Annotated in this window: 24 protein-coding genes and 1 pseudogene; 15 read left to right on the top strand and 10 right to left on the bottom strand. The window is 73.1% G+C overall.

Features of this window, described 5'->3' with window-relative positions; all coding sequences use genetic code 11:
* Positions 1-200 (bottom strand): annotated as a pseudogene (locus LUZ64_RS23845) (hypothetical protein); the annotation flags it as partial.
* Between the two features lie 187 nt (positions 201-387).
* Positions 388-1,446 carry a methyltransferase gene (locus tag LUZ64_RS23840; RefSeq protein WP_095580742.1) on the bottom strand — a complete coding sequence of 353 codons (1,059 nt, stop codon included), beginning with the start codon at positions 1,444-1,446 and terminating at the stop codon, positions 388-390.
* 419 nt (positions 1,447-1,865) lie between these two features.
* On the opposite strand from LUZ64_RS23840, the gene LUZ64_RS23835 reads away from it, so the two are divergent.
* The 7 genes from LUZ64_RS23835 to LUZ64_RS23805 all read left to right on the top strand — a co-directional run bounded on the left by LUZ64_RS23835 (position 1,866) and on the right by LUZ64_RS23805 (position 9,303).
* A complete protein-coding gene (locus tag LUZ64_RS23835) occupies positions 1,866-2,993 on the top strand; it encodes an amidase domain-containing protein (protein ID WP_232390355.1) in 1,128 nt (375 codons plus the stop codon).
* Between the two features lie 278 nt (positions 2,994-3,271).
* On the top strand, positions 3,272-3,784 hold the full coding sequence (locus LUZ64_RS23830; RefSeq protein WP_095580738.1) for a cupin domain-containing protein: 513 nt from the start codon (positions 3,272-3,274) through the stop codon (positions 3,782-3,784).
* 205 nt (positions 3,785-3,989) lie between these two features.
* On the top strand, positions 3,990-5,888 hold the full coding sequence (locus tag LUZ64_RS23825) for an ABC transporter ATP-binding protein (RefSeq protein WP_095580736.1): 1,899 nt from the start codon (positions 3,990-3,992) through the stop codon (positions 5,886-5,888).
* Positions 5,889-6,030: 142 nt separating this feature from the next.
* A complete protein-coding gene (panD, locus tag LUZ64_RS23820) occupies positions 6,031-6,462 on the top strand; it encodes an aspartate 1-decarboxylase (RefSeq protein WP_232398698.1) in 432 nt (143 codons plus the stop codon).
* Positions 6,463-6,608: 146 nt separating this feature from the next.
* Positions 6,609-7,535: an NADP-dependent oxidoreductase gene (locus LUZ64_RS23815; protein WP_095580732.1), complete on the top strand. Its 927-nt coding sequence runs from the start codon at positions 6,609-6,611 to the stop codon at positions 7,533-7,535.
* Between the two features lie 68 nt (positions 7,536-7,603).
* Complete coding sequence (locus LUZ64_RS23810; protein ID WP_095580730.1) at positions 7,604-8,554, top strand: AraC family transcriptional regulator; 951 nt, start codon at positions 7,604-7,606, stop codon at positions 8,552-8,554.
* 194 nt (positions 8,555-8,748) lie between these two features.
* Positions 8,749-9,303 (top strand): NUDIX domain-containing protein, encoded by a 555-nt coding sequence (locus tag LUZ64_RS23805; protein ID WP_095580728.1) that lies wholly within the window; start codon positions 8,749-8,751, stop codon positions 9,301-9,303.
* Between the two features lie 64 nt (positions 9,304-9,367).
* On the opposite strand, the gene LUZ64_RS23800 is transcribed toward LUZ64_RS23805, so the two are convergent.
* Positions 9,368-10,090 (bottom strand): TetR/AcrR family transcriptional regulator, encoded by a 723-nt coding sequence (locus LUZ64_RS23800; RefSeq protein ID WP_095580726.1) that lies wholly within the window; start codon positions 10,088-10,090, stop codon positions 9,368-9,370.
* 122 nt (positions 10,091-10,212) lie between these two features.
* On the opposite strand from LUZ64_RS23800, the gene LUZ64_RS23795 reads away from it, so the two are divergent.
* Positions 10,213-11,418: an FAD-dependent monooxygenase gene (locus LUZ64_RS23795; RefSeq protein WP_095580724.1), complete on the top strand. Its 1,206-nt coding sequence runs from the start codon at positions 10,213-10,215 to the stop codon at positions 11,416-11,418.
* Between the two features lie 61 nt (positions 11,419-11,479).
* On the opposite strand, the gene LUZ64_RS23790 is transcribed toward LUZ64_RS23795, so the two are convergent.
* The 4 genes from LUZ64_RS23790 to LUZ64_RS23775 form a co-directional block, all read right to left on the bottom strand.
* Positions 11,480-12,643 (bottom strand): serine hydrolase domain-containing protein, encoded by a 1,164-nt coding sequence (locus tag LUZ64_RS23790; RefSeq protein WP_095580722.1) that lies wholly within the window; start codon positions 12,641-12,643, stop codon positions 11,480-11,482.
* A gap of 190 nt (positions 12,644-12,833) precedes the next feature.
* Complete coding sequence (locus LUZ64_RS23785; RefSeq protein ID WP_095580720.1) at positions 12,834-13,967, bottom strand: GDSL-type esterase/lipase family protein; 1,134 nt, start codon at positions 13,965-13,967, stop codon at positions 12,834-12,836.
* Positions 13,964-15,286, bottom strand: coding sequence for an MFS transporter (locus tag LUZ64_RS23780; protein WP_232390354.1), 1,323 nt, complete (start codon positions 15,284-15,286; stop codon positions 13,964-13,966). Before LUZ64_RS23780 ends, LUZ64_RS23785 begins: the two co-directional genes overlap by 4 nt.
* Positions 15,283-15,975, bottom strand: a complete 693-nt coding sequence (locus tag LUZ64_RS23775) for a FadR/GntR family transcriptional regulator (RefSeq protein ID WP_232390353.1) — start codon at positions 15,973-15,975, stop codon at positions 15,283-15,285. The genes LUZ64_RS23780 and LUZ64_RS23775 overlap by 4 nt, the downstream gene beginning before the upstream one ends.
* A 206-nt stretch (positions 15,976-16,181) precedes the next feature.
* Between LUZ64_RS23775 and LUZ64_RS23770 the strand changes: the two genes are divergently transcribed.
* Both LUZ64_RS23770 and LUZ64_RS23765 read left to right on the top strand, forming a co-directional pair.
* The gene (locus LUZ64_RS23770; protein WP_232390352.1) at positions 16,182-17,060 is read left to right on the top strand and encodes an ankyrin repeat domain-containing protein; all 879 of its coding nucleotides are present in this window, start codon (positions 16,182-16,184) and stop codon (positions 17,058-17,060) included.
* 8 nt (positions 17,061-17,068) lie between these two features.
* The gene (locus LUZ64_RS23765; RefSeq protein WP_095580718.1) at positions 17,069-17,536 is read left to right on the top strand and encodes an SRPBCC family protein; all 468 of its coding nucleotides are present in this window, start codon (positions 17,069-17,071) and stop codon (positions 17,534-17,536) included.
* A 28-nt stretch (positions 17,537-17,564) separates the two neighbouring features.
* On the opposite strand, the gene LUZ64_RS23760 is transcribed toward LUZ64_RS23765, so the two are convergent.
* Complete coding sequence (locus LUZ64_RS23760) at positions 17,565-17,894, bottom strand: branched-chain amino acid transporter permease (RefSeq protein WP_095580716.1); 330 nt, start codon at positions 17,892-17,894, stop codon at positions 17,565-17,567.
* Entirely contained in the window at positions 17,887-18,660 is a 774-nt protein-coding gene (locus LUZ64_RS23755) for an AzlC family ABC transporter permease (RefSeq protein WP_095580714.1), read from the bottom strand. Before LUZ64_RS23755 ends, LUZ64_RS23760 begins: the two co-directional genes overlap by 8 nt.
* Before the next feature lie 62 nt (positions 18,661-18,722).
* Between LUZ64_RS23755 and LUZ64_RS23750 the strand changes: the two genes are divergently transcribed.
* The 4 genes from LUZ64_RS23750 to LUZ64_RS23735 all read left to right on the top strand — a co-directional run bounded on the left by LUZ64_RS23750 (position 18,723) and on the right by LUZ64_RS23735 (position 22,835).
* Entirely contained in the window at positions 18,723-19,181 is a 459-nt protein-coding gene (locus LUZ64_RS23750; protein WP_095580712.1) for an Lrp/AsnC family transcriptional regulator, read from the top strand.
* A 386-nt stretch (positions 19,182-19,567) separates the two neighbouring features.
* Entirely contained in the window at positions 19,568-20,314 is a 747-nt protein-coding gene (locus LUZ64_RS23745) for a class I SAM-dependent methyltransferase (RefSeq protein WP_095580710.1), read from the top strand.
* 5 nt (positions 20,315-20,319) lie between these two features.
* Positions 20,320-21,345: a methyltransferase gene (locus LUZ64_RS23740; protein ID WP_095580708.1), complete on the top strand. Its 1,026-nt coding sequence runs from the start codon at positions 20,320-20,322 to the stop codon at positions 21,343-21,345.
* A 134-nt stretch (positions 21,346-21,479) separates the two neighbouring features.
* Complete coding sequence (locus tag LUZ64_RS23735) at positions 21,480-22,835, top strand: phosphatase PAP2 family protein (RefSeq protein WP_095580706.1); 1,356 nt, start codon at positions 21,480-21,482, stop codon at positions 22,833-22,835.
* A gap of 44 nt (positions 22,836-22,879) precedes the next feature.
* Here the strand turns inward: LUZ64_RS23735 and LUZ64_RS23730 are convergent, their stop codons facing one another.
* The gene (locus tag LUZ64_RS23730; protein ID WP_095580704.1) at positions 22,880-23,644 is read right to left on the bottom strand and encodes an alpha/beta fold hydrolase; all 765 of its coding nucleotides are present in this window, start codon (positions 23,642-23,644) and stop codon (positions 22,880-22,882) included.
* A 327-nt stretch (positions 23,645-23,971) separates the two neighbouring features.
* Here LUZ64_RS23730 and LUZ64_RS23725 point away from each other — a divergent pair, with 327 nt between their 5' ends.
* Positions 23,972-25,435: a tetratricopeptide repeat protein gene (locus tag LUZ64_RS23725; protein ID WP_095580702.1), complete on the top strand. Its 1,464-nt coding sequence runs from the start codon at positions 23,972-23,974 to the stop codon at positions 25,433-25,435.
* Positions 25,436-25,437 lie beyond the last annotated feature (2 nt).

Here is a 25,437-nt window from a genome sequence, read left to right as displayed (position 1 = left end):
ACGAGTTCCGCCGCGGTGGCGGTGCGGCCGCCGCGCAGCAGCAGCGCGGCCAGGAGCGCGCGCTGCTGGGGCGAACCGGTGTGGAGGAGCTCCCCACCGCGCCGGGCCCGCACGGGCCCGAGCACGGAGAAGAGGAGCGGTGGTCGTCCGGTGGCCGCCGCCGGCACGTGGCAGGGGGCCTCGGATGCGGTGTCGGTCACGAGGGGTTCCAGTGGGTGGGGGACGGGTCCGGGCCTGCCGCCGTGCGCTCGGCCGTCGGCGGCGGGCCCGGCTCATTTCCCCGATCTTGTCCTGTCCGGAGGGTTCCCGTCCGGCCCATTCCCGGTCATCTCGTGAGGAGGAGCGCCCCGGGGGCGCGGGCCGGTGCCTCCCGTCCCTCCGCCGGGGTCAGGCGGGCTTCGCCTCGATGAGCTGGAAGACGTTCGGCGGCGGCATCGGCGTGATGGTGCCGACCCGGAACCCGGCGCCCGCGCACAGCCGGGTGAAGTCCTCCGCGGTGCGTTCCCTGCCGCCGACGTTCACGAGCATGTTGAGGTCGCTGAGGTACGTCAGGTCGGGAGCCTCGGGGGAGACGGTGGCCGGCAGGACCGGCTCGATGATCAGGAGGGTGCCGCTGTCCGGGACGACCTTCCTGATGTGCCGCAGGATGGTCGTGCACTGTTCGTCGTTCCAGTCGTGGATGACGCTCTTCAGCATGTAGAGGTCACCGCCCGCCGGGGCCGAGGCGAAGAAGTCCCCGGTCTCCAGGGCGGTCCGCTCGGTGAGGCCCTCGCGGGCGAAGCGCGCGGCGGCCTGGGCGAGCCCCTCGGCGGTGTCGTGGACGATGCCCCGGGTGCCGGGGTGCGCGCGCAGGACGGCGGAGAGCAGGGTGCCGTCGCCGCCGCCCACGTCCACGACGGTGCCGAAGCGGCCGAAGTCGTACCGGGCCGGGAGGGCGTCGGCGAGCAGCCGCGTGGCCTGGCTCATCGCCGCGTTGAACTCGGCGGACAGCTCCGGGTGCGCCTTGAGGTGGCCGAAGAAGTCGGTGCCGAAGACCGAGTCGAAGGACGTCCGCCCGGTCCGTACGCTCTCCTCCAGCAGGTCCCAGCCGCGCAGCATCGCGGGGTCGGTGAACATCCGGGCCATGGAGAGCATGCTGCCCGGGGTGCCGGAGCGCAGCAGGTCGCCCGCCGCGGTGGTGGTGAACGTGCCGGGGGCCGTCTCGGCCAGCAGTTGCATCCCGGCCAGCGCCCGCAGCAGCCGGCGGGTGGCCCGCGGCTCGGTGCCGAGGTCGCCGGCGAGGCCGTCGGCCGTCCGCTCGCCCGCGCCGATCCGGTCGAAGATCTCCAGTCGTACCGCGGCCGCGAGCAACTGCGTGCCCATCTGCCCGAAGGCCAGCCGCGCGACGGTGCCGCGCTCCCGCCAGCCCGCCGTCACGCGCTCCTCGTCGCTTCCCGCCCCGGTCATGTGCGGCCCCTTTCGTCGTGGCGCCGTCCGGCGCCCCGTCACCCGCGCGCGGCATGCCCGGGCGTTCGCGCGCGGGCATGCCGGAGAGGTCGGCGGCACGATGCCGCCACCGCGCGGTTAGGTAAGCCTAAGTTGATGGTCGTCCGGATGGCAACGGCTTCCCGTGGTGGGTGGCCGGGCGCGTACGCGCCCGGGGCGAGGTGAGTGGGGGTCACGGCTCCGGCGGCGGGCTCCGGCGGCCACCGGTTGCCCCGTCCCACTCACTCCCCGCATCGCTCCGAGGGTGCAAGCGGAAGCTTGTAGGCCACACCTGACGTGGCCTCGTGCCCGCACTCTCTCGCCTACTTGATCGGAAAGCGGAAGCGTGTGCGAAGATTCCGTCCCCGGTCCGTCCGGACCGGGTGACAAGGGGAAACATCGTGAAACAAACGACGTCAAGATCCGCTGTCGGGGCGGTACTGACGATGGCCGTCTCGGCCGTGCTCCTGCCCGTGTCGACCGCGAACGCCGCGCCGGCCCCGCGCACCGCGGACAGCGCGACGACCAAGACCTTCGCCACCCTCGCCGACGCCGTCCTGACCCAGCGCACGGCGGCGCTCCTGGACGGCCGGTCGGCGCGGTCCACGCCGGCCAAGCCGGGGAACATACGCCTCTCCGCCGCGCTGTCGCGCACGGAGGACACCGGGCTGTCCACGCTCCGGACCCGCAAGGCGCGCCTCGCGTCCCTGGGCGAGGCGTACACCTCCGGTGACACCCGGGTCTCCGTGGACACGACCAGCGTCAAGGGCGGCCGGGCCACGGTCCGGGTCACCGAGGTCACCACGCTCACGTACAAGAAGATCCGCGGCGACGAGCCGTCGACGACCGGCTTCCGGGCCCACCACGAGCTGAACTTCACCAGCACGTCGAAGGGCAAGTGGGAGCTGACCGGTATCCGCCCCACGGACTCCGGCCCGCGCCCCATCAACGAGCCCCGCACGGCGGTGGCGACGACGAACACCGGTGGCGGTCTCGACGGGACGCCCGCCTCCACCTCGTGGCCCGCGCGGCCGCAGCCGAAGACCCGGGGCACCGCCGGGTACAACTACGCGGCCATGGCGGCCTACGCGGAGAAGTACTGGCGCAACTACAACCCCGCGTACCGGAAGTTCAACGACCAGGGCGGTGACTGCACCAACTTCATCAGCCAGGCCCTGCGGGCCGGCGGCTGGAAGAACGACTCGGGTTCCGCGACGGACTACCGCAACTGGTGGTACGACAACACCACCCAGACGACCTCCTGGGTCGGCGCCAACGAGTGGGCGTGGTTCACGCTCTCCTCCAAGCGTGCGGTCAACCTGGCGAACGTCTACCAGATGGACGTCGGCGACATCCTCCAGATGGACTTCGACCGGGACGGGTCCAAGGACCACTCCATGATGACCACGTACCGGAGCCGGGCCGGCGTCCCGTACCTGACGTACCACTCGACCAACACCTACCGGAAGTCGGTCGCGAGCATCATCGCCTCCAACCCGGGGGCGGTCTACTTCGCCTACCGCACCTGACGGTCCGACGGAGACGACCACACCGCCCGGCTTAGGCCGGGCGGCGCGTGAGCGCCCGGCCGTACGGGTGCCGCGCCGCCGGGCCCCGCCTCCGGGCGGGGCCCACCGCGTTTCCCTGGGAGCCGCCGGCCGGTCCGGTCGGTCCTCGCCGGTGACGGTGGCCCGGGAATTGACCTCCGATTTCAGGTCCGGATTGCACCATGTGCAAAGTCTTTAGTTTCCCCTAAAGTTGTGATCACAAGGCGGCGAACGTGCCGTGGAACGAGGGGAACAGCACCATGACCGGCGAGAACACCAGGAACATCCGGAAGCCCGACTTCGCCGCGGTGCTCACCCGGGCCGCCGAGGCCGAGACCACCAGCGACCCCAGCAGTGTCATGACCCTGCTCGCCGACTCCGACACCACCGGCGGCCTGCTGACGAGCTACCGCTCGCACTTCGCCGAAGGCGCCGTCGGCGCCCCGGCGCACTTCCACACCCGCGCCGCCGAGCTCTTCTTCGTCATCGACGGCTCGCTGCGCGTCCTGGTGGACGAGGAGGTCGTCGTGCTGAACGCCGGCGACTCCCTCGTCGTGCCGCCGCACACCCCGCACGCCTTCGCGGCGGCCCCCGGCCGCGAGGCCGACGTCCTGTTCGTCTTCACGCCCGGCATGGCGCGCTTCGACTACCTGCGGCTGCTGGGCCGCGTGATGCGGGGCGAGGCGAGCCCGCAGGAGATCAAGGACTCCTCGGAGCGCTTCGACAACCACTATGTGGACAGCCCCGTCTGGCGCGCGGAGCTCGGCGCGTAACGACCCCCGGAGGCGCGTAACGGCTCTCCGAAGCGGGTGACGCGCTTCCGGGCCCGGGCCGCCGTGCCCGGGCTCGTCGCGCGCCCGGGTGTCCCGCGCCCCGGGCCGTCAACCCTCCCGGCTCTCCGGACCTCCTCCGACTTGATCTCAACCATGCTTGAGGTTTTAGCGTTGAGGCAAGCCCGAGGACGACGGAGGAAAACCGATGGACATGGAAGTCACCGCCTGGACATCGCTGCACAGCGCGATGAACGCCCAACAGGACCGGCGGCCCTTCTCCCGGGCGACGCTGCGCCGCATCGCCGGCTTCGCGCGGCCGCACCGGCGGCGCCTCGGCCAGTTCCTGCTGCTGAGCGTGGTCATGGCACTCCTCGCCGTGGCTACCCCGGTGCTGGCCGGCCGGGTCGTCGACGCGATCGTGAAGGGCGACGACGCGGACACGGTCACGGGGCTCGCCCTGCTCATCGCCCTGATCGCCGTCGCCGAGGCGGCCCTGGGCCTGCTCACCCGCTGGCTCTCCGCGACCCTCGGCGAGGGCCTCATCCTCGACCTGCGCACGGCGGTCTTCGACCACGTCCAGCGGATGCCGGTCGCCTTCTTCACCCGCACCCGCACCGGAGCGCTCGTCAGCCGCCTCAACAACGACGTCATCGGCGCCCAGAGAGCCTTCAGCAACACCCTCTCCGGCGTCGCCGCCAACCTCGTCACCCTGCTGCTGACCCTCGGCGTGATGCTCAGCATCTCCTGGCAGATCACCCTCCTCGCCCTCGTCCTGCTGCCCGTGTTCGTCGTCCCCGCCCGCCGCATGGGCTCCCGGATGGCCGGGCTCCAGCGCGAGGCGGCCCACCACAACGCCGCCATGGGCACCCAGATGACCGAGCGCTTCTCCGCCCCCGGCGCCACCCTCGTCAAGCTCTTCGGCCGGCCCGCCGACGAGTCCGCCGAGTTCGCCGCCCGCGCCCGCAAGGTCCGGGACATCGGCGTCCGCACCGCCATGGCCCAGTCCGCCTTCATCACCGCCCTCACCCTCGTCTCCGCCCTCGCCCTCGCGCTCGTCTACGGACTCGGCGGCTTCTACGCCCTGCGCGGCAGCCTCGAACCCGGTGCCGTCGTCGCCCTCGCCCTCCTCCTCACCCGCCTCTACGCCCCGCTGACCGCCCTCGCCGGCGCCCGCGTCGAGGTCATGAGCGCCCTCGTCAGCTTCGAGCGGGTCTTCGAGATCCTCGACCTAAAGCCGCTGATCGCCGAGAAGCCGGACGCCCGGAAGGTGCCGGACGGGCCCGTGTCCGTCGAGTTCGACGGCGTCCGCTTCGCCTACCCCTCCGCCGACAAGGTCTCCCTCGCCTCCCTGGAGGACGTCGCCACCCTCGACACCCGCGGCGGCACCCAGGTCCTGCACGACGTCTCCTTCCGCGCCGAACCCGGCCAGATGGTGGCACTCGTCGGCTCCTCCGGCGCCGGCAAGTCGACCATGGCCCAGCTGCTGCCGCGCCTCTACGACGCCGACGCCGGCTCCGTACGCCTCGGCGGCGTCGACGTACGGGACCTGACCGCCGAATCCCTGCGCGACACCCTCGGCATGGTCACCCAGGACGGTCACCTCTTCCACGACACGGTCCGCGCCAACCTGCTGCTGGCCCGCCCCGGGGCCACCGAGGACGAGGTCTGGGACGCCCTGCGGCGGGCCCGCCTGGAGGGCCTGGTGGCGGCCCTGCCCGACGGCCTGGACACGGTCGTCGGCGAGCGCGGCTACCGGCTCTCCGGCGGCGAACGGCAGCGGCTGACCATCGCCCGCCTGCTGCTGGCCCGCCAGCGCGTCGTCATCCTCGACGAGGCCACCGCCCACCTCGACTCCACCTCCGAGGCCGCCGTCCAGGAGGCCCTGGGCGAAGCCCTGGAGGGCCGCACCGCCGTGGTCATCGCCCACCGCCTGTCCACCGTCCGGGCCGCCGACCTCATCCTCGTCATCGAGGGCGGGCGCGTCGTCGAGCGCGGCACCCACGGCGAACTGCTCGCCGCGCGCGGACGCTACGAGGAGCTGTACCGCACCCAGTTCCAGCGGGCCGCGGCCGAGGAGGCGGCGGAGACGGAGGTCAGCCACTGACGTCCGCCGGCATCCGCCGCACCGGGCCGACGGGGTCCCGGGGGACCGCTGTGTCCCCCGGGACCCCGTCCGTCTACCCTGGCTCCGACGGCGCGTACCCCTCCGGGGCCGCGACCCTTTCACCGCAGGGAGAAGTGACGCTGTGCTGCGCACCATGTTCAAGTCCAAGATCCACCGGGCCACGGTCACCCAGGCCGACCTGCACTACGTCGGCTCGGTGACCGTCGACGCCGACCTCATGGAGGCGGCCGACCTGCTGCCCGGCGAGCTCGTCCACATCGTCGACATCGACAACGGCGCCCGCCTGGAGACCTACGTCATCGAGGGCGAGCGCGGCTCGGGCGTCATCGGCGTCAACGGCGCGGCCGCCCACCTCGTCCACCCCGGGGACCTGGTCATCCTCATCAGCTACGCCCAGGTCGACGACGCCGAGGCGCGCGCCCTCGTCCCCAAGGTCGTGCACGTGGACGCGGACAACCGGATCGTCGCCCTGGGCGCCGACGCCTCGGCCCCCGTACCCGGTACGGACACCGAGCGCAGCCCGCACGTGCGGGTGCCGGACCCGCTCGGCTGACGCCGGACGCGAACGACCGAAAGGGTCCCGCCGGAAGACGCTGGGACATGTTTTCAAGATCTGAAGACATTCAGCCGCTCGTTCGATCTCCCTAGGGTTGAGGCATCAAGAAGCGACAACCCGATGAGACACAAGGGAGAGCTCCCGTGCGAGCCGTAATCCAGAACTCCTTCGGCGGCCCCGAGGTCCTGCGGACCGTGGAGACCGAACGCCCCGTCCCGCTCGCCGCGGAGGTCCTCGTCCGGGTCCACGCCAGCGCGGTCAACCCCGTGGACGTGGCCGTCAGGTCCGGGGCGTTCCCGCTGCTGGGCGAGCCGCCGTTCGGCGTCGGCTGGGACGTCTCCGGTGTCGTCGAGGAGGCCGGCCCCGGTGCCCGCTTCGCCGTCGGCGACGAGGTCTACGGGATGCCGTTCTTCCCCCGCGCCGCGACCGGCTACGCCGACTACGTCGCCGTGCCCTCGCGGCAGGTGGCCCGCAAGCCCGCCTCCCTCGACCACGTGCACGCGGCCGCGCTGCCCCTCGCCGCGCTCACCGCCTGGCAGGGCCTGGTGGACGCGGCCCGGACCGGCGAGGGCGACCGCGTACTGATCCACCGCGCGGCCGGCGGCGTCGGCCACCTCGCCGTACAGATCGCGAAGGCCCGCGGCGCCCATGTCACCGCCCTGGCGAGCGCGGCCAAGCACGACTTCGTCCGCGGCCTCGGCGCCGACGAGGTCATCGACTACCGGACCACCGATTTCACCGAGGTGGTGCGCGACGCCGACGTCGTCTTCGACTCCACGGCGCAGGGCGCCCGTTCGCTCGGCGCCCTGCGCCCCGGCGGCACCCTCGTCAGCATCCTGGAGCACGGCGACCGGGAGCTCGCCGCGCAGGTCGAGGCGGCCGGACGGCGCTTCGCCGGCATCTCGGTCGAGCCCGACTACGCGTCCCTGGAGGCCATAGCCGAGCTCGTGGACGCCGGCCGGATCCGCCCCCACGTCGACGCGACGTTCCCGCTCACCGAGGCCGCCGAGGCACACCGGCTGGTCGCCGCCGGGACCGCGCGCGGCAAGATCGTCCTGACCGTCGCCTGAGCCGGGCGGGCCGTATCGTGGGAGGCCGGGAACGCCCGGGAGACCGGGACGAGGGGACGGCGAGGGCGATGGACATCCTGACCGAGGCGCTGGCTTCGATGCGGACCGGGAGCCCGACGTCCGTCCGCACCGAGGGCCGCGCCCCCTGGGGCCTGCGGCTGCCGCCCGTCGCGGGCGCCGGCTTCCACGTCGTGCTCTACGGCACCTGCTGGCTGATCCCCCTGGAGGACGCTCCCGGGGGCGGCCCGTCCCGGCCGGAACCGATCGCCCTCAGCCCCGGCGACGTGATCTTCCTGCGGGACGGCCGCGGCCACATCCTCGCCGACCACCCCTCCACCCCGGCCGAGGAGGAACGGCCCGAGCAGTTCCGCCCGGGCTCCCCGATCGGCACGGTGACCCTGGGCGGCGACGGCCCCCGGACCAGCCTGCTGTGCGGCAACTACCACCTGGACCAGGGCCGTCCGCACCCGCTCGTCCGCCAGCTCCCCGCGGTGATCCACCTCGAGACGCGCCACGGCCACCACCCCGAGCTGAGCGCCGCCGTCCAGCTGCTCGGCGCGGAGCTGGAGAACCCGCGCATCGGGACGGACGGCATCGTCCCCACCCTGATCGACTCACTGCTCCTGTACATCCTGCGCGCCTGGTTCGAGGCCCAGCCCGCGGCGGCCGCCGAAGGCTGGGCCGCCGCGCTCGGCGACCCCGCGGTCGCCCCGGCCCTGGCCGCCGTCCACGACGACCCCTCGGCCCCGTGGACCGTCGAGGCACTGGCCGAACGGGCGGGCCTCTCCCGGGCCGCGTTCGCCCGCCGGTTCACCGCCCTCGTCGGCGAACCGCCCATGGCCTACCTGACCCGCTGGCGCATGACCACGGCGGCGGAGCTGCTGCGCGAGTCCGACGCCCCGCTGACGGTCGTCGCCGCGCGGACGGGGTACAGCTCGGAGTTCGCCTTCGCCAAGGCGTTCAAGCGGGCGTACGGCCTGGCGCCCGGGGTCTACCGCCGGCAGCCGCGGGCGGCTTGAGCCCTGGCCGTCGCGGACCCCTTTGCAGGTCACCGGGGATCCCGGCCGCGCGGTCGAGGCCGGACCAGGATCGAGGGCGCCGGTCCCCGAGGGGTTCCACTCCCATTCCGGACGGCCCGTCCCTCACCCGCAACGGCCCGCGCCCTCGCGCGTTACCCAAGGCGGTACAGCCGCCTCCAGGACGACCGGGGAACATGACTGAGCACCACCACGAGCACGGATGGACCCGACTGGGCACCGAGATCGCGCACGAGGGACCGCACCTCACGGTCCACCGCGACCGGGTCGTCCAGCCGCACGGCGCGGAAGGGACGTACGAACACGTCGAGATGGCGGACGGCGCCCGGATCGTCATGGTCGACGGGCGGCGCCGGGTGGCCTTCGTCGAGGACGCCTTCTATCCCCTGGGGGCGCGGCTGCTCCATGTCCCCGGCGGGGCGATCGGGAAGGGCGAGGACCCCCTGGACGCGGCGCGGCGGGAGTGCGAGGAGGAGACGGGCTGGTGCCCCCGCGAGCTCCGGCACCTGACCGCGTTCCACCCGCTCCCGTCGCGGACCGCCGCCGTGGTGCACCTCTACCTCGCCATGGACCTCTTCCGGGGAACCGTCCGGCGGGATCCGACCGAGGCCGGCATGACCTTGCGGTGGCTGCCCTTCGAGGAGGCCGTGGACGCCGTCCGCTCGGGGGAGATCTCCGAGGCGGCGAGCGTCATCGGCGTCCTGCTGGCGGAGCGCGCGCTCACGCCCTGATCCGTACGGGAGCGGCGGCACGGTCCCGCGCCGACGCGCCGCCCCGCCGCCGTTCGCTCCTCGTTCAGCCCGTGCGCCGTGCGATGAGCGCCTCCAGCCCGTCCAGGATGCGCTGGAGGCCGAACTCCAGCGCCTGGTCCTGTTCCCCGGGCGTGGCGGACGCCAGGGCCGCGCCGAGCGCCGGATAGCGCTCGCCGTGCTCGTCCATCAGCCGGCCGAGGACGGCGGCCAGTTGCCTCTCGGGGCCGCCGGCCGGGCCGGCCGCGCGGGACTGCTGGGCGATCCCGCGGACATGGCTGGTGAGCAGGACGACGGCGTCCATCCGCTCGGCGCCGGAGAGTCCGGTGCCGTCCAGGGCGGCCAGGGCCCGTTCCATCCAGCCGAGTTCCCGGGGGCCCATGACCCGCGCGCCGATCGTGGCGTCGAGCAGCCACGGGTGCTCCTGGAAGACCGTCACCAGCCGGTGCGACCAGGCGGCGAGCCGGTCCCGCCAGCCGTCCCGCCCCGCGTCCTCGGGCGGCGCCTCGCCGATCGCGGTGTCCACCATCAGCGCGACGAGTTCGGCCCGGCCCGGTACGTACCGGTAGAGCGACATCTTCGTGAACCCGATCAGCTCGGCGAGGCGCTGCATGGACAGCGCGGTGAGCCCTTCCGCGTCGGCGATCTCGACGGCGGCGCGGGCGATCCGGTCGAGGCTCAGAGCGGGCTTCGGGCCGCGCCGGGGCTTGGCCGGGGGTTCCCAGAGGATCCGCACGGTCTCGGCCCACTCGTCCCGCTCGTCGCTCATCGCCATCACTCCCGCGTCCGCGCTTGCCAGGTCCAGAAACTGTGTCTACCGTACACAACAAGAAACAGCGTCCATCGGACACAGTTATTCGGGACGCCTCGACCCCAAGGGAAGTGGTTGGTGTGAGCAAGAAGATCCTCATCTCCGGCGCCGGCATCGCGGGCCCCGCGCTCGCCTACTGGCTGGGCCGCCACGGCTTCGACGTCACCGTCGTCGAACTCGCGCCGGGTCCGCGCGAAGGCGGCCAAGCGGTGGATTTCCGCGGCGACACCCACCTGGGCGTGCTGGAGCGGATGGGCATCCTCGACCGGCTGCGCGCGATGGACACCGGCGGCAGCCCCATGCGCTTCGTCGACGAGCACGGCGCCGAACTCCTCCACCTGCCGGCCGACTTCGCCGGCGGAGACCTCGAACTGCTCCGCGGCGACCTGGCCCGCGCCCTCCACGAGCACAGCCTCCCCTACGCCGACTACGTCTTCGGGGACACGATCACCTCGCTCACCGAGACCGCGGACGGCGTACGGGCCACCTTCCGCCACGGCGCCCCGGCCGACTACGACCTCGTGATAGGCGCCGACGGACTGCACTCCCACGTACGACGCCTCGCCTTCGGCCCCGAGGAGAAGTACGTGACCCACCTCGGCCACTACGCCGCGACCTGGAGCCTGCCCGACTACCGCGGCACGAGGCCCGACGAGGGTTCCGTCGGCTACAACGCTCCCGGCAGGCTGGCCAGTGTGGGTGCCGACCACCGCGACCCGGGACGCGCCGGCGCCTTCTTCGTCTTCGCCTCACCCGAACTCCCCTACGACCGCCACGACACCCGGCGGCACAAGGAGCTGATCGCCGGTGCCTTCGCCGGACTCGGCTGGGACGTCCCCCTGCTCCTCGACACCCTCGAAGCGGCCCCCGAGGTCTACTTCGACTCCATCAGCCGGGCGGACGTGGACACCTGGTCCACGCCCTCCGGCCGGATCGCCCTCCTCGGGGACGCCGCCTGCGGCGCCACCCTCGGCGGCATGGGCACCGGCACCGGCGTGGTCGCCGCGTACGTCCTCGCCGGTGAACTCGGCCGGACGCCCGACGACCAGCGCGCGGCCCTCGCCCGGTACGAGCGGCTGACACGCGGCTACGCCCAGGGCTGCCAGAAGGGAGGCGACCGCACCGGCAGGTTCCTCGCGCCCCGCACCACCTGGGGACTCCGGCTGCGCAACGGCCTGCTGAGCAGGCCCCGGATCCTGAACCGGATGCTGGAGGAGGGAAGGAAGGTCACCGGCACGATCGCCCTGCCCGACTACCGGGCCGGCCTCACCGGCACGGTCCGGTGAGCGGGCGCCCCGTCGTGGCCGGGGTTCAGCGCGAGGCGGGGGCTCAGCGCGAGGCGGGGGCTCAGCGCGAGGCGGGGCAGAATTCGGCTTCCACCATCTTGCTCATGGACGTGGCCTCCCAGTCGCCGTTGAAGTTGAAGGCGAGCTGGTGGCGGCCGTCCGCGCTGGTCACGGCCATGGAGAGCCACCCGACCATGCCTCCGCCGTGCCCCCACACCTCGGCGCCGCAGCTCGTCGCGAACCGCTGGAGGCCGAGCCCGTAGGGCTTGGACGACGACGCGGGGACGGTTCGCATCACCTTCAGCTGCTTCGGCGGCAGGAGCCTGCCGCCCAGCAGGGCGCCGTAGAACCGGTTCAGGTCGCCCGCGGTGGAGATGATGTCGCCGTCCGCCCAGCCTTGCGACCCGTTCATCTCGGTGACGTCGTCGATCCGGTCGGACTCCGGCCTGAACAGCTTGGAGTAGCCGCGGCCGCTGGGCCGGGGCAGGTGGATGCCGGTGCCGGGGTTGGAGGTGTTCTTCAGCCCCAGGGGGCGGATGATGCGGTCGCGGACCTCGTCCTCGTACGGCCTTCCGCCGGCCTTCTCCAGGATCAGCCCCGCCAGGACGTAATTGGTGTTGGAATACGAGAACTTGGCGCCGGGCTCGAACAAGGGCGCGTGGGAGAGCGCCACCTTCACCTGCTTCTCGGGCGGCAGGGTGTCGTAGCGGTGTTCGAGGTAGCCGTCGCCCCGCATGTACGTCTTGAAGTACTCCTCGTCGGCCAGGTAGTCGAACAGGCCGCTGGTGTGGTTGAGCAGCTCCCGGACGGTGATCGCGCCGCCGTCGTTGCCGTTGCCCCGCACCAGGCCGGGCAGCCAGTGCTCCACGGTGTCGTCGAGGCCGAGTCTCCCCTCCGCTTCCATCTGGAGCAGGACGGTCGCCACGAACGTCTTCGTGATGCTGCCGACACGGAACTTGTCGTCCTTGCCGCGCGGCGCGCCCGACGTCAGATCGCCCACGCCCGACGCCGACTTCCAGACGCCGTCGCCGTCACGTGCCTGGGCCGTGACGCCGGGGACGCCCGCCCGCACGGCCGCGTCCATCGCGCGCTGCGTGGCCCGGTGGCCGTCACCGGTGGGCGGCGTGTCCGACGCCGCCCGTGCGGGTGCCACGAAGGCGGTGGCCGCCATCGCGGCCGCCGCGAGCCCCACCACGCCGGCCCTCGTGCTCTTCCCTAACGTCATCGCGTACTCCTCGCAGTCGTGTGAACCGGGTCGTACTCGAGCGGCCGGGCGCAATCGCGGGTGTCATCTACCGTGTTGCGGGAGGGCCGCCTGTGTATCAGGACCGCGGATGGTGCCGGAGGGGTTGAGAAGGAACCGGCGAATGGTCCGGCGAAGGGCCCGGCGGTACGGCATGACGGCGGCAGCGGGGTCAGAGTATGAGTGCGCCGAGGTCGACCGCGGCGGCCATGGCCAGGGCCCCGGCGTCGTTGAGGTGCATGCCGTCCCCGCTGTCGAACCCGGGGCGGATGCGGTCCGGCCGGGCGGGGTCCTCCACGGCGTGGGCGACGTCGAAGACCGAGTCGAAGATGCCGCAAGTGCGGAGCCACTCGTTGACCTCGCGCCGCGCGGCGAGGCCCTCGGGGGTGTCGTGCCCCGGGTAGATCGCGCCGGCGAACGGGCCGATGGTCGCCGCGTGGACGCCGAGCCCGGCCTCGCGCGCACGGCGGGCCAGCTCGGTGAACCCGGCCGTCAGCTCGCCTGCCGTGGCGGGCGGCAGGCCGAGCATTCCGGGCAGGCCCAGGTCGTTGATGCCGAAGTTCACCAGGACGTGGGCGGCGCCGGGCACGGACAGCACGTCCCGCTCGAAGCGTGCCAGGGCGTGCTCGCCGACCCCGTCGGTCAGCAGCCGGTTACCGGCGATGCCCTGGTTGACGGTCCAGCCGCGCTCCAGGCGCCGGTTGAGCGCGTCGACGGAGCGCCGGTTGGCGCCGGGCGTGGTGCCGACGCCCTCGAACCAGGAGTCGCCGAACGCGACGGCGACCGCCGTGCCTTCGGCCGCGAGCACGTCGATCCCGGTCACGTAGAACCTGGCCGCCACCTGTTCGGCCCCGGGGAGGGCCGTTGCCCGGGTCCGGTTCCCGCCGGTGACGTAGGCCGTCTCGGCGGGCATGTGCGCGTACGTGGCCGGGCCGGTCTCCGCCGGCAGGTAGAGGCTGAGCACGAGGTCGGCGCCCGCCCGGACGGGCAGGTCGACCGGGTCGCTGACCACCTCGCCGCCCGCCGGGACCGCCACCCGCGCCGAGCCGTCGAACCGTACGCCGGTGTCCGTCCCGGCGACGATCCCGTCGGCCGTCCCGCGCTCGGCCACCCGGGCCTCGGCGACGGTCAGCGGGGCGTGGCCGTAGCGGTTGGAGAGCCGGACGCGTATCCGCTCGCCGCCACCGGCCATGTGCAGGACCTGACGGACCGTCTGGTCGTCGAAGCCGCGGGGCTCCGTGAACCGGATCTTCTCGTACGGGCTGATCACCGCGCTGCGGAATCCCGCCACCCACTGCTGGGTCATGACGCGCCTTTCTCTCGTGTACCTGTCGTTCGTACGGTCGATTCGGTGGGTGCCGTCTCCCGCGGGAGCGCGGCGCGGGCCACCACCGTCTCCGTCCCGGTGCCGCGCAGCCGCCGGGCGAGGGCCGTGCCGGCGGCCAGTGTGAGCAGGCAGAGGGCGGCCAGCGTGAGGGGCAGGGCGCCGACGCCGTACTCCTCGATGACCGCGCCCAGCGCGGGCGGGAAGGCGACGGAACCGAGCATGGCCGCGGCGATGACGTAGGCCATGGCGTTGCCCGCGGCGGGGACGGAACGGTTCAGCCAGTTCAGGCCGTTGGGGAAGAGGGGGCCGATGCACAGCCCGGCGGCCGCGTACGCCCAGGGGGCGAGGCCCGGCACGGGCACCAGCAGGACGCTGACGGTCATCAGGGCGCAGGCGCCGGTCACGATCGCGGCGGGTGACCGGCGGCGGGCGAGCGGGGCGACCAGGAAGCGGCCGGCGGTCATGGCCAGCCAGTACGCCGAGGTCGCCACGGTCGCGCCGGTCATGGTGCGGCCGAGCGCGTGCAGGTGGGTGGGCTCCCAGTTGCCGATGCCGCTCTGCACCGCGAAGTGCAGCATGTAGACGGCCGCGAAACCGGCGAGCACGACGGCCGTGCCGCGGCCGCCGGAGCGGCGGGCGGGGGCGGGAGAGGCTTCGGCGAGTTCGGAGGGCGTCGGGCGGGCGCGGATCCCGCGGACGCACGCCAGGGGGATCAGGGTCAGGAGGCCGATCGCGATGAACGTGGCGCCGTAGCGGCCGGGGCCGGTGACGGCGACGACGGCCGGTGCCAGGACCGTGCCGAGCCCGAAGCAGCCGTGGGCCACGTTGAGCAGCGCCGGTCCGCGGAAGCCGAGCCCGATGAGGAACAGCCGGCTGACGGCGAAGTCGACGCCGCCGAGGCCGAGTCCCGTGACGACCGCGGCGGCCTGCGTCAGGGGCCAGGCCCCGGAGAGCCCGAAGGCGACGGTGCCCGCCAGCATGGTCAGGTAGGACGAGGCGAGCAGGGCCCGGTTGCCGATGCGGTCGTGGACGGCGTTGAAGCCGAGGACGCCCACCACCGCGCCGAGCGACTGTGCGGCCAGGGCCGTCCCGGCCGCCGGCTCCGACAGGCCGAACCGGTCGCGCAGGGCGGGGACCACCGGTCCGTACAGGGCGACCAGCGCGCCGATGAGGACCATTCCCAGGCAGGACGCCACCACGGCGGTACGGGTGAACAGCGGCTCCCGCTCGTGGTGGGGAGAAGGCGAGCCGTCCCGGTGGCGCTGGGGAGGGGGTAAGCCGTCCCGGGCGGCCGTCACCGCGCGTCCTCGGCGTCCGGTGCGAGCGCGGTCAGGAAGGTGGCCACGTGCTCGGCCGCCGCCTCCCGGGCGGCCCGCGGGTCGCCACCGTCGATGGCCTCCAGAACGCGGGCGTGTCCCGGGTCCCCGTAGTGCTCCCGGGGACGGCGCACACCGCCGACCCGGACCGAGTCCCGGACGGAGCCGAGCAGGCTGCCGTACAGGCGGATCAGCACGGGGTTGCCCGAGGCCTCGACGACGGCCGTGTGGAACTCCACCGCCGCCCGGTCGAACTCGCCTGCCCTGCCGTCCCGGTGGGCGGCCTTCTGGCGCTCGTACACCGCCGCGAGACGGTCCAGGTCGGCCCGGCCACGGCGTTCGGCGGCGAGTCCGGCCGCCTCCACCTCCAGCCCGCGCCGGGTCTCCAGGACGTGGCGGAGCTCGGCGTCGGCCATGTAGCGGCTCAGGACGGCGTCGACCTCATGGGTCCCGCGCACGAACGTCCCCCGCCCCTGCGCGGTCTCCAGCAGGCCCACGTACACCAGGGCCTGTACGGCCTGGCGCAGCGTGCCACGGCTGACCCCGAGTTCCTCCACGAGCTCGTCCTCGACGGGGATCTTGCTCCCCATCGGCCATCCGCCGCTGACGATCTGGGACTTCAGCCGGTCGATGGTGCCTTCGATCAGCGCCGAGCGCGGTACTGCGCGCACTCCGCCTCACCTCCCGATAGAACGTATCATCATCCCTTAGTGAGTCAATCCTAACTAATGAGTGGGGTGGTGACCGCGGGTCGGGGTCACTCCCGCCAACGGGAGAACGGGAGTCTCCCCGCCCGGCTGTGTCAGTGCCGGATGCGAAGGTGTGTGGTGCGGGGCGGCGGCACATGCCGCTCGACGAGCACGGGAGTGGGGGCGGCATGGCAGCGCGAGTGGACAGTGGGGGCGGCGTCGACGGGGCGGGCATCCCGGAATCGTTCGGCCACCTTCTGGACGATGACGGGGCGGAGGACGGGACGACCGCCTTGTGGGAAGTCCTGATGGAGGATCAGCCCGAGTTCGTGGCAGAGCTCGTGGCCGACGGAGCCGACCCGTGGCGCCCCGTACTCGGGGGCTGGTCGCCGGGGCGGCTCAGCCTGGCCGGACCCACGCCGGAGCTGTTCGCGCTCCCGGAGGGGGAACCGGGGCTGACCGCCGCCGAGCGCGCGGTGGTGCTCGAGGCCGAACGGCTCCGCGCCGCCCTGGGAGAGCTCCACGGCGAGGGCCTGGGCCTGGCCTGCGTGGCCGACATCGACGGCCCGGAAGCGATACGCCGCCTGGAGGCCACGCCGGTCGAGGACAGCAGGATGCGCCCGTTGTGGGAAGATCCCTGGGCGGCGCGTGAGGTCGACGCGGAGATGCGGATCGTCGGTGTGACCACCGTGCCCGGTGGCTGCGTCGTCACCCAGCCCTGGGGATACGCGCCGCAGATGCCCGGCGTGCAGGAGCGGCTGTCCGTCGGCACGGTCTGCTACGGCATGTACGCCAACGCCAAGAGCGGCAACCAGGGCAGCCTCGTCCGCGACGGCGTCGTCGAAGGAGGGGACCTCCACCCCGGAGGCGGGCCCGACCCGTACGACACGCTCACATCCGAGGACGTTCTCCTCGCCTACCTCCACCGGCATCACGCCGTAGCCCATGCCTGCGCCTGGGTGGGACTGCGCCCCACCGACGCACGCGCGATAATCGGGCCCCCCGACGCCTGGGTCGAGCTCCCCGTCCGCGACGGAGCGGGCGGCGCGCGTCGCCTAGGGGCATGATCCTGCCTATGGAGAGACTTCACCTCACGCGAACCCCCGCCGCGTACGCCTGCATGATCATTCGCAAGCCCCCCGAGGAGGCCTTCCGGGCCTTCGTCGATCCGGCCCTCACCTCGCGGTTCTGGTACAGCGGGAGCAGTGGCCCGATGGTCGCGGGGGCCGAGCTGCGCTGGGAATGGGAGACGTACGGGGTATCGGTCGACGTCCGGGTCGAGGAGGTGCGGGAAGGCGGTCTGATCCGGTTCGAGTGGGGTAACTACGAGCAGCCGACCGCGGTCGAGCTGAAGTTCACCCCGCACACGGCCGGGGCCACGTTCGTCGAGGCCACCGAGACCGGTTTCCAAGGGTCGGGGGACGACGCCGTCCGCTGGGTCAATGACACCGTCGGGGGCTTCACCACCGCTCTGTGCGCGATGAAGGCCCTTCTGGAGCACGGCATCGAGCTCAACGCCGTCCCCGACCACCATCCGGCCTGACCTGCCCGGGGCCGGCCGCCCGCTTCCGTCAAGGGGCGAAGAGCGTGCTGGCCAGGGTCACGTGGACGGCCGTGCCGGCGAGGATGCTCAGCAGTGCGTTGCGGCGCCACAGGTGCAGGCCGACGGTGACGGCGAGGGCGATCAGCGGGGCCAGGGAGCGCGCGTGGGTGACGGGCAGGTCGCGCAGGCAGTAGGCGAGCAGGATCACCATGACGCCGGCGGGTATGCGGGTGCTGAGGTACTGCACGGTGCGGCTGGAGCGCAGCGGTGTGAGCACGGCGAAGGGGAGGGCCCGCAGGCCCCAGGTGACGGCGGCGGCGACGAGGACGGCGGCGACGGCGTAGCGCGGGTCAGACATGGGTGGGCTTCCTGCCGGTGACGAGGTGGCGGGCCAGGAGGGCGGCGGTGAACAGGGCGAAGGCGGCCAGGAGCATCTGACCGGGGAACAGGAGCCGCGCGGCCAGGGCGCTGAGCAGGGCGAGCGCGGGGGTGGGCAGGTCGCCGCGCAGGTCCCGGACGGCGTCGAGGGCGAGGACGGTGAACATGGCGGTGAGGGCGAAGTCCAGGCCGGTGACGCCGTCCGGTATGAGGGAGCCGAGCAGGGCTCCGGCCACCGCGCTGCCCGCCCAGTACAGGTGCAGCAGGAGCTGTAGCCACAGGATGCGCCGGCCGGACCAGGAGCGGGCCTGCTTCGCGGTGGACAGCGCGTAGACCTCGTCGCACAGCGCGAAGGTGGCGTACGTCTTGCCGAGGCGGCCGGGCACGCGGTGCAGGGGGAAGGACAGCGCGTAGAAGACGTGCCGGACGTTCACCATGAACGCGGACGCCGCGATCGCCGCCAGCGGGGCCGCGGCCGTGACCATGCCGATGAGCAGGAACTCGAACGATCCGCCGAAGGCGAGTGTCGCGGACAGCCCCGCCCACCACCAGTCCAGGCCCGAATGGGTCACGAGCGCCCCGAAGGCGAGACCGAGCGGGACGAATGCCAGACCGGCGCCCGCGGAGTCCTTGAGCGCCGCGCGCACCGCGGACGGCTCGGCGAGCGGCTCGGTGGGCGGTTCGGCGGGCGGGGGGACGGGTGTGGGCCGAGGACGGCCCTCAGTAGCGGCAGGGCTTATGTGCATGAGGAAATTTTAGGAAGAATCCCGCCTCATTTGGTTGCTGCTCACCGCTCTACGATGGTCATGTGAGCAATGAAGTGAGCCTCGATAATGTCGATCGTGAAATTTTGTTCCACCTCCGTCGCGACGGGCGGCTGACCAACGTCGAACTGGCCAAGCGGGTCGGCCTGACGCCGCCGCCCTGCCTGCGCCGGGTCAAGCGGCTGGAGGAGTCCGGCGTCATCGCCGGGTACCGGGCCGTCGTCGACCCCGAGGCCATGGGCCGTGGGCTGGAGGTCCTCGTCGACGTCGAGATCTACGCCCAGGACCGCAAGAGCTTCGAGGAGTTCGAGGACACCGTGGCCTCCTACGAGGAGGTCGTCGAGTTCCGCCGCATGTACGGGCGCCCCGACTACTTCATCCGCGTCGCCGTGGCCGACCACGCCGCATACGAAGCCTTCCTCACCGGCAAGCTCAGCTGCCTGCCCGCCGTCCGCAGCCTCGAATCCCACCTGACCATGAAGGAGATCAAGACCAACCCGTGAGGCGCGGCGCGCGACGGCTCGTCCAGGAGCGGCCGGGGGCGGCCGGGGTCCGGCTCCGGACCGAAGGAGCCTCGGGGAAGCGCCCGTACGCCTGGCGGGGGTGTGCGGCGTAAGACTAGGGAATGTCCGGTTCGCGGCCGGTGAGTATGCCCCTGTGATGATCGACGATCACCAGGGGAGGGGACGCCGTACCACTCCGGAAGGCACCGTCCCCTCCACCCGGCTGAGGGGACGCCGAGGCCGTCCCGGCGGTGGGCCGAAGCGCCCCCGGCCGGCGCGCGGCCGCCCGACCGCCGTCCGCATCACTTCCTGTCCACCGGATACCTGGACCGCCCTCGAACGCCGCGTCACGCCGCGTGCGGGCCGGCCACTGAGGAGCGGCACCGATGACCACCACCGACGACCCGTTCGGCGACGCCTACCGCTGCGTCCACGAGAGCGGCGCCCGGCCCGGCGTCACCCACCTCGTCTACGAGATGGACGACGGCTACATCTACGCCGAGGACGCCGTGAACTACTTCCACGGCCCCGACACCTGGCTGCCGGTGGACCGGATGGCCTGCGAGTACGCCACCGGTCGCATCCTGGACATCGGCTGCGGCCCCGGCCGCCACAGCTCCGTGCTGGCCCGGGCCGGCAAGGACGTCGTGGGCATCGACACCTCCCGCGGCGGCGTCGAGGTGGCACGGCTGCGCGGCGTCGAGGCGCACGTGGCGTCGGTCGCGGAACTCCCCGACGACCTGGGCACGTTCGACACCTTCCTGATGCTCGGGGCCAACCTGGGGCTGCTCGGCGACCAGGAGCACAGCCGAGGGGTCCTGGAGGGCCTGGCCCGGCACGCCCGCCCCGGCGCCCGCCTGCTCGGCACCAACATGGCCTTCGCCGAGGCGGCCGGGGCCGACCCCCTGGCGCCGCAGGGGGTGCACACCGCCCGCGCCCACAGCGGCGAGGAGTTCGTCCGCATGCGGGTACGCCACCGCACGGCCGCCACCGAGTGGTTCGACTTCCTGTTCTGCCCGCCCGGCCGGCTGGACGAGGTCACGCACGGCACCCCGTGGACCGTGCACGCCGTCCACCAGGACGACTCGACGGCCTGGCCCACCTACCTGGCAGACCTGAGACTGGAGGGCTGACACCCATGAACCCCGCGGACACAGCCACCACCACCGCGGCCGACGCCGCACTGCTGGTCGACATGGCCCTGGGCCATCTGGCGTCGGCGGCCCTGCGCACCGCCGTCGACCTCCGCATCGCCGACCACCTCGCCGACGGGCCGCTCCACCCGGACGAGCTGGGCCGCCGCACCGGGGCCCGCGGCACCCACCTGGGCCGCGTCCTCACGTTCCTCGCCTCACGCGGCGTCTTCCGCGAGGACCACGAGGGCGCCTTCCACCTCACGCCCGCCGCGGCCCTGCTACGCACCGGCGTGCCCGGCTCCCAGCACCCCGGCATCGTCATGATCACGGACGATATGTACCGGCGGACCTCGGGCGGGCTCACGGAGACGGTACGGACCGGCGAGCCGTCCTTCGCCCGCTTCCACGGCGCCCCGTACTTCGCCTACCTGGAGTCCGACGCCGCCGCCCGCGAGGTCTTCGACGCCGGGATGGCCGCCTTCTCCGCGCCCGCCGACGCGCTCGTGGCGGAGGTCTACGACTTCCCCGCCACCGGCACCGTCGTCGATGTCGGCGGCGGTCGGGGCGGACTCCTCCGGGAGATCCTCGAACGCCACCCGGGCCTCCACGGCGTCCTCTTCGACCGCGGGGTCACCACCGGTGACCACATCCTGGACGCCCCGCACCTGGCGGGCCGCCGACGCGTCGAGGCCGGTGACTTCTTCGACGCCGTCCCCGCCGGAGGCGACCTGTACGTCCTCAAGCAGATCCTGCACGACTGGGACGACACCGACGCCTCACGGATCCTGCGCTCCTGCCGCTCGGCCATGGCCCCCGGAAGCCGTCTGCTCGTCATCGACGCCCTGATACCGCCGGGCAACGACCCGCACCCCGGCAAGGCCCTGGACCTGGCCATGATGACGCTGTTCGACAGCGCGGAACGCGACATCGAGGAACTGGACGCCCTGCTGTCACGGGCCGGTCTGCGCCGCACCCGGGTCGTCCCCACCCCGTCCCCGACCACGATCGTCGAGGCGGTCGCCGAGTAGCGGCGGTCCCGCCCCGCGGTGACCACCGTGACCACCGCTGACACCCGCGGCGACGGCGCACCCGGAACGAAGCGTGACGTCTTCGATCAACACCCAATAAATCAGTCAATGATTTGATACCTATAGTATCGAGGGTGTTTTCGCGAATAAGCTGCAGAACCAAGTTCGCCGCGTGGCGTCGGCCACGGGTGATCCTGTGGGCCACGGCGAGTGCCGTGGCTCTCGGATTCCTCGTCGCGCTGGAGATCATCGCACGTCGCAGCACCGGCCAGCCAGGGCCGCTGACCACCCAGGTCCGAGAGGTGATCTTCGCCCCCAAACCGGGCCCGCTGTACGCCGGCATGGCGTTGATGATGGTGGTGCTCACCTGGCGGCAACGGTTCATCGCCCTCGGCGCCGCGATCGGCATCGACATCGTCTTCGTGCTGGTGCGCCGGGCGATCGGCGCCGAGACGCCCGAAGGCCACTTCTTCGGCAACGGCGCGCTGTGGGTGATCCTGGGCTGCGCGGTCATCGCCGTCACGCGCCGCACCGGCAAGGAACGCGTCCTCCTGCTGAAGGGCGTCGGTCTGGGCCTGCTGCTGGTGGCCGGCCGCAAGACCGGCGACAGCTGGCTGCTCATCACGGCGAAGACCCGCCCGGAGGTGCTCGACCCGTACCTGGCGACCGCCGATCACGCACTGGGCAACCCCTCGTGGGTGGCGGGCCGGCTCCTCCAGGCCACCGGCCCGGTCGGCACCCACCTCCTCGACGTCGTCTACGCGCAGCTCGCGGTGGCCGCGATCGTCGTCGCGCTGTACCAGCTCCGCAACGTGGCGGCCGAGCGCCGCTTCCCGAGGCACCACCTGGTGCGCACCTTCCTGGTGATCGGCCTCCTCGGGCCCGCCATCTACATGATCTTCCCTGTGGTCGGACCGATCTTCGCCTACGGCCCGGGCACCTCCGGCACCGGCGGCCCGGAGTGGGCGGTGGCCGACCTGTGGCCGCACACCCCGCTGTCGATCGGCGTCCCGCACCCGGTGCCGTACGACGGGATCACCCCGCGCAACTGCATGCCCAGCCTGCACACGGCGTGGGCCACCACGATCTTCATCCACTCCCGCAAGGGCCCGCCGCTCCTGCGTGCCGCGGGGGCGTTCTGGCTGGTCGCCACGCTCTGCGCGACGCTGGGCTTCGGCTACCACTACGGTGTGGACCTCGTCGCCGGAGTGGTGTTCGCGCTCACGATCGAAGCGGCGATGCGCGCCTTCGACCGTGGCTGGGACCGGTCGGGGATCCGGCTGGTCGCCTACGGCACGACGGTCTTCGCCGCGCTCCTGGTGTCCTACCGCTACCTCCCGGTGGAGATGGCCGAGCACCCGTGGGTGGCCGGCCCCCTTCTCCTCCTGGCGATGGCCTCGGTGATCTACGGCTACGTACGGACCACCAGGGCGTGGGAGCCGAAGGCCGCGCCGGTACGACGACCGGAGCCGCAGCCCGAACCGGTGTGAGCCGTGCCGCGTCAGGACCCTCCCCGCCAGGGAGGGCCGACGCGTCAGACCCCCGGCGCCCGGTCGAGGAAGTCGAGCACGAGCGGCCCCGCCGTGGCGCGGAACTCCTCGAAGTACGCGTGCCTCGCCCCGGGGACGCGGCCCGCGAGCAGCGGGGCGTTCGCGGCCGGGTTGAGGACGTCGTCACCGCCGTGCAGCACCAGCGTGGGGGAGCGGATGCCGGGCAGCGCGTCCCACGCGTCGTGGCGACGGCTCGCGGCCAGGTGACGGCGCCGGGCGAGGGCGGACATGGCGGGGTCGCCAAGCGTGCCGAAAGGGCCGGGGTGCGCCGCGAGCCACTCCGGGGTGTACATCGTCTCCAGCAGGGCCCGCCGCGCCCTCGCCGGGTCGGGCTGGGCCAGCGCCCGCCGTACGTCGTCGCCGCGCTCGACACCGTGCCGGCCGCCCGGCGAGGTGCAGCCGAGGACGAGCGCGCGGACCCGCCGCGGATGGAGGGCGGCCACCCACTGGGCCACCCGCCCGCCCATGGACGTGCCGTAGACGTCCGCCCGCTCGATGCCCAGCTCGTCGAGCACGGCGATCACGTCCCCGGCGAGGTCCCGGGTGCCGACGGGGTCCGTGGCCTCGTCGCTCCCACCGGTGCCCCGGTAGTCGAGCGTGAGGGTGCCGCGCGCGACGTGGAAGTCGTCGCGGACCCCGTCCCACCAGTGGTGACTGTTGGCCTGGCCGGCCAGCAGGACGAGCGGGGCCCCGGTGCCACGGAGCTGGTAGGCGATGCGGACCCCGTCCGGGGTCCAGGCGTACGGCACGGTGGGCGTCCTTCCGGGGCGGGTCCGACGGCCGCGGGCGGCGTGCGGGTCCACGCCCATGCCGGAGCGTGGACCCGCGCGCCGCACTCGCCGCACCGTCAACAGACCCGGCGCGCCCGTTCTTCCCGGAGGACCCGGGCACGCGGCCGGGACCTACCACGCGGCGGACCACGGCCCGGGCGCCCGGGGCGCGAACACACCCGTCCGTGACGCGGTCCGGCCGCATCCCGGACCGGGTGAGGGGGCAGGGATGAAGGGCCGCCGCGAGGCCCGGAGGGCGGCGCGACCGGATATCGGGACGGCCGGGCCGCACGGGGAGGCACCGGAGTGGGAACGGACCGGCACGCGCAGGCGATGACGTACACGGACGCCGACGCGGTACGGCATTACGAGACGGCGCTGGACCACCTGCTCTTCTTCCGCGAACAGGTGGGCGACGAGGCCGTGGCGGCCGTCCGCGCCTCCCCGCGCTCGGTCATGGCCCACGTCCTCACCGCCTACCTCGGCCTGCTCGGGACGGAGGAGAGCGACGCGGCCGGGGCCCGCCGGTCCTTCGACGGGTTCCTCCGCGAGACCGACCTCGCCGCCGTGACGCCCCGCGAGCGCATGCACGTCGCGGCCGTGTCCTCCTGGCTGGCCGGTGACCTCCACCGGGCCGGCCGCGTCCTCGGCGAGATCGGCGTGGCGCACCCGCACGACGCGCTGGCCCTGGCCGTCGGCCACCAGATCGACTTCTTCACCGGCAACGCCGAACTGCTGCGCGACCGCGTCGGCGGGGCGCTGTCCGCCTGGGGCGAGGACGACCCGCACTACGGGCACCTCCTCGGCATGTACGCCTTCGGCCTGGAGGAGGCCGGCCACTACGGGCGGTCCGAGCAGGTGGGCCTGGAGGCCGTCGAGCGCAACCCGCGCGACGTGTGGGGCATCCACGCGGTGGTGCACGCGTACGAGATGCAGGGCCGGTTCGCGGACGGCATCCGCTATCTCGACGACCGCACCGGCGACTGGTCCGAGGGCAACTACCTGCGCGTGCACAACTGGTGGCACTACGCCCTCTACCAGCTGGAGACGGGCCGCACGGACCGGGCGCTGGAGATCTACGACGCGGCCCTGCACCACGAGGGCTCCGCCGGCCTGGCGATGGAGCTGCTGGACGCGGCCGCCCTGCTGTGGCGGCTCCACCTGGCCGGGACCGACGCCGGAACCGACTCCAGGGCCGGCACCGGGACCGACACCGACATCGGCGGCCGCTGGGCGGCGCTCGCCGACGCCTGGGCCGGACGGCGGGACGGCGCCTACTACGCCTTCAACGACGTCCACGCCGTCATGGCCTACGTCGGCGCCGGCCGGATCCCCGAGGCCGAGCGCCTCGTCCGCGACCGGGAGGACTGGCTCCGGGCCGGCACGGGCCCCGGGGTCTCCAACGCGGCGATGACCGCCGACGTCGGACTGCCGGTGATCCGCGCGCTCCTCGCGTACGGCCGCGGCCGGTACGGCGAGGCGGTGGACCTCCTGCTCCCGCTCCGGTACCGCCTGCACACCTTCGGCGGCAGCCACGCCCAGCGGGACGCGGTGCAGCGGACCCTGCTGGAGGCGGCCCTGCGCGCCGGGCGGGCCGACGTGGCCCGCACCCTGCTGAGCGAACGCACCGGTCTGCGCCCGGTGAGCCCGTACAACTGGCGGGCCCGCGCCCGGCTCGCCGACCACCTGGGCGACCCGGAACGGGCGGCCTCGGACCGGCGCCGGGCGGACGCCCAGGCGTCGGCGGCCCCGGGGACGGTCCGGACCTGAGA

This window comes from Streptomyces albireticuli, assembly GCF_021228125.1.
GTDB classification, from domain to species: domain Bacteria; phylum Actinomycetota; class Actinomycetes; order Streptomycetales; family Streptomycetaceae; genus Streptomyces; species Streptomyces albireticuli.
Note: the sequence above shows the minus strand (reverse complement) of the source record. Positions and strands in the feature narration are given on the sequence as shown.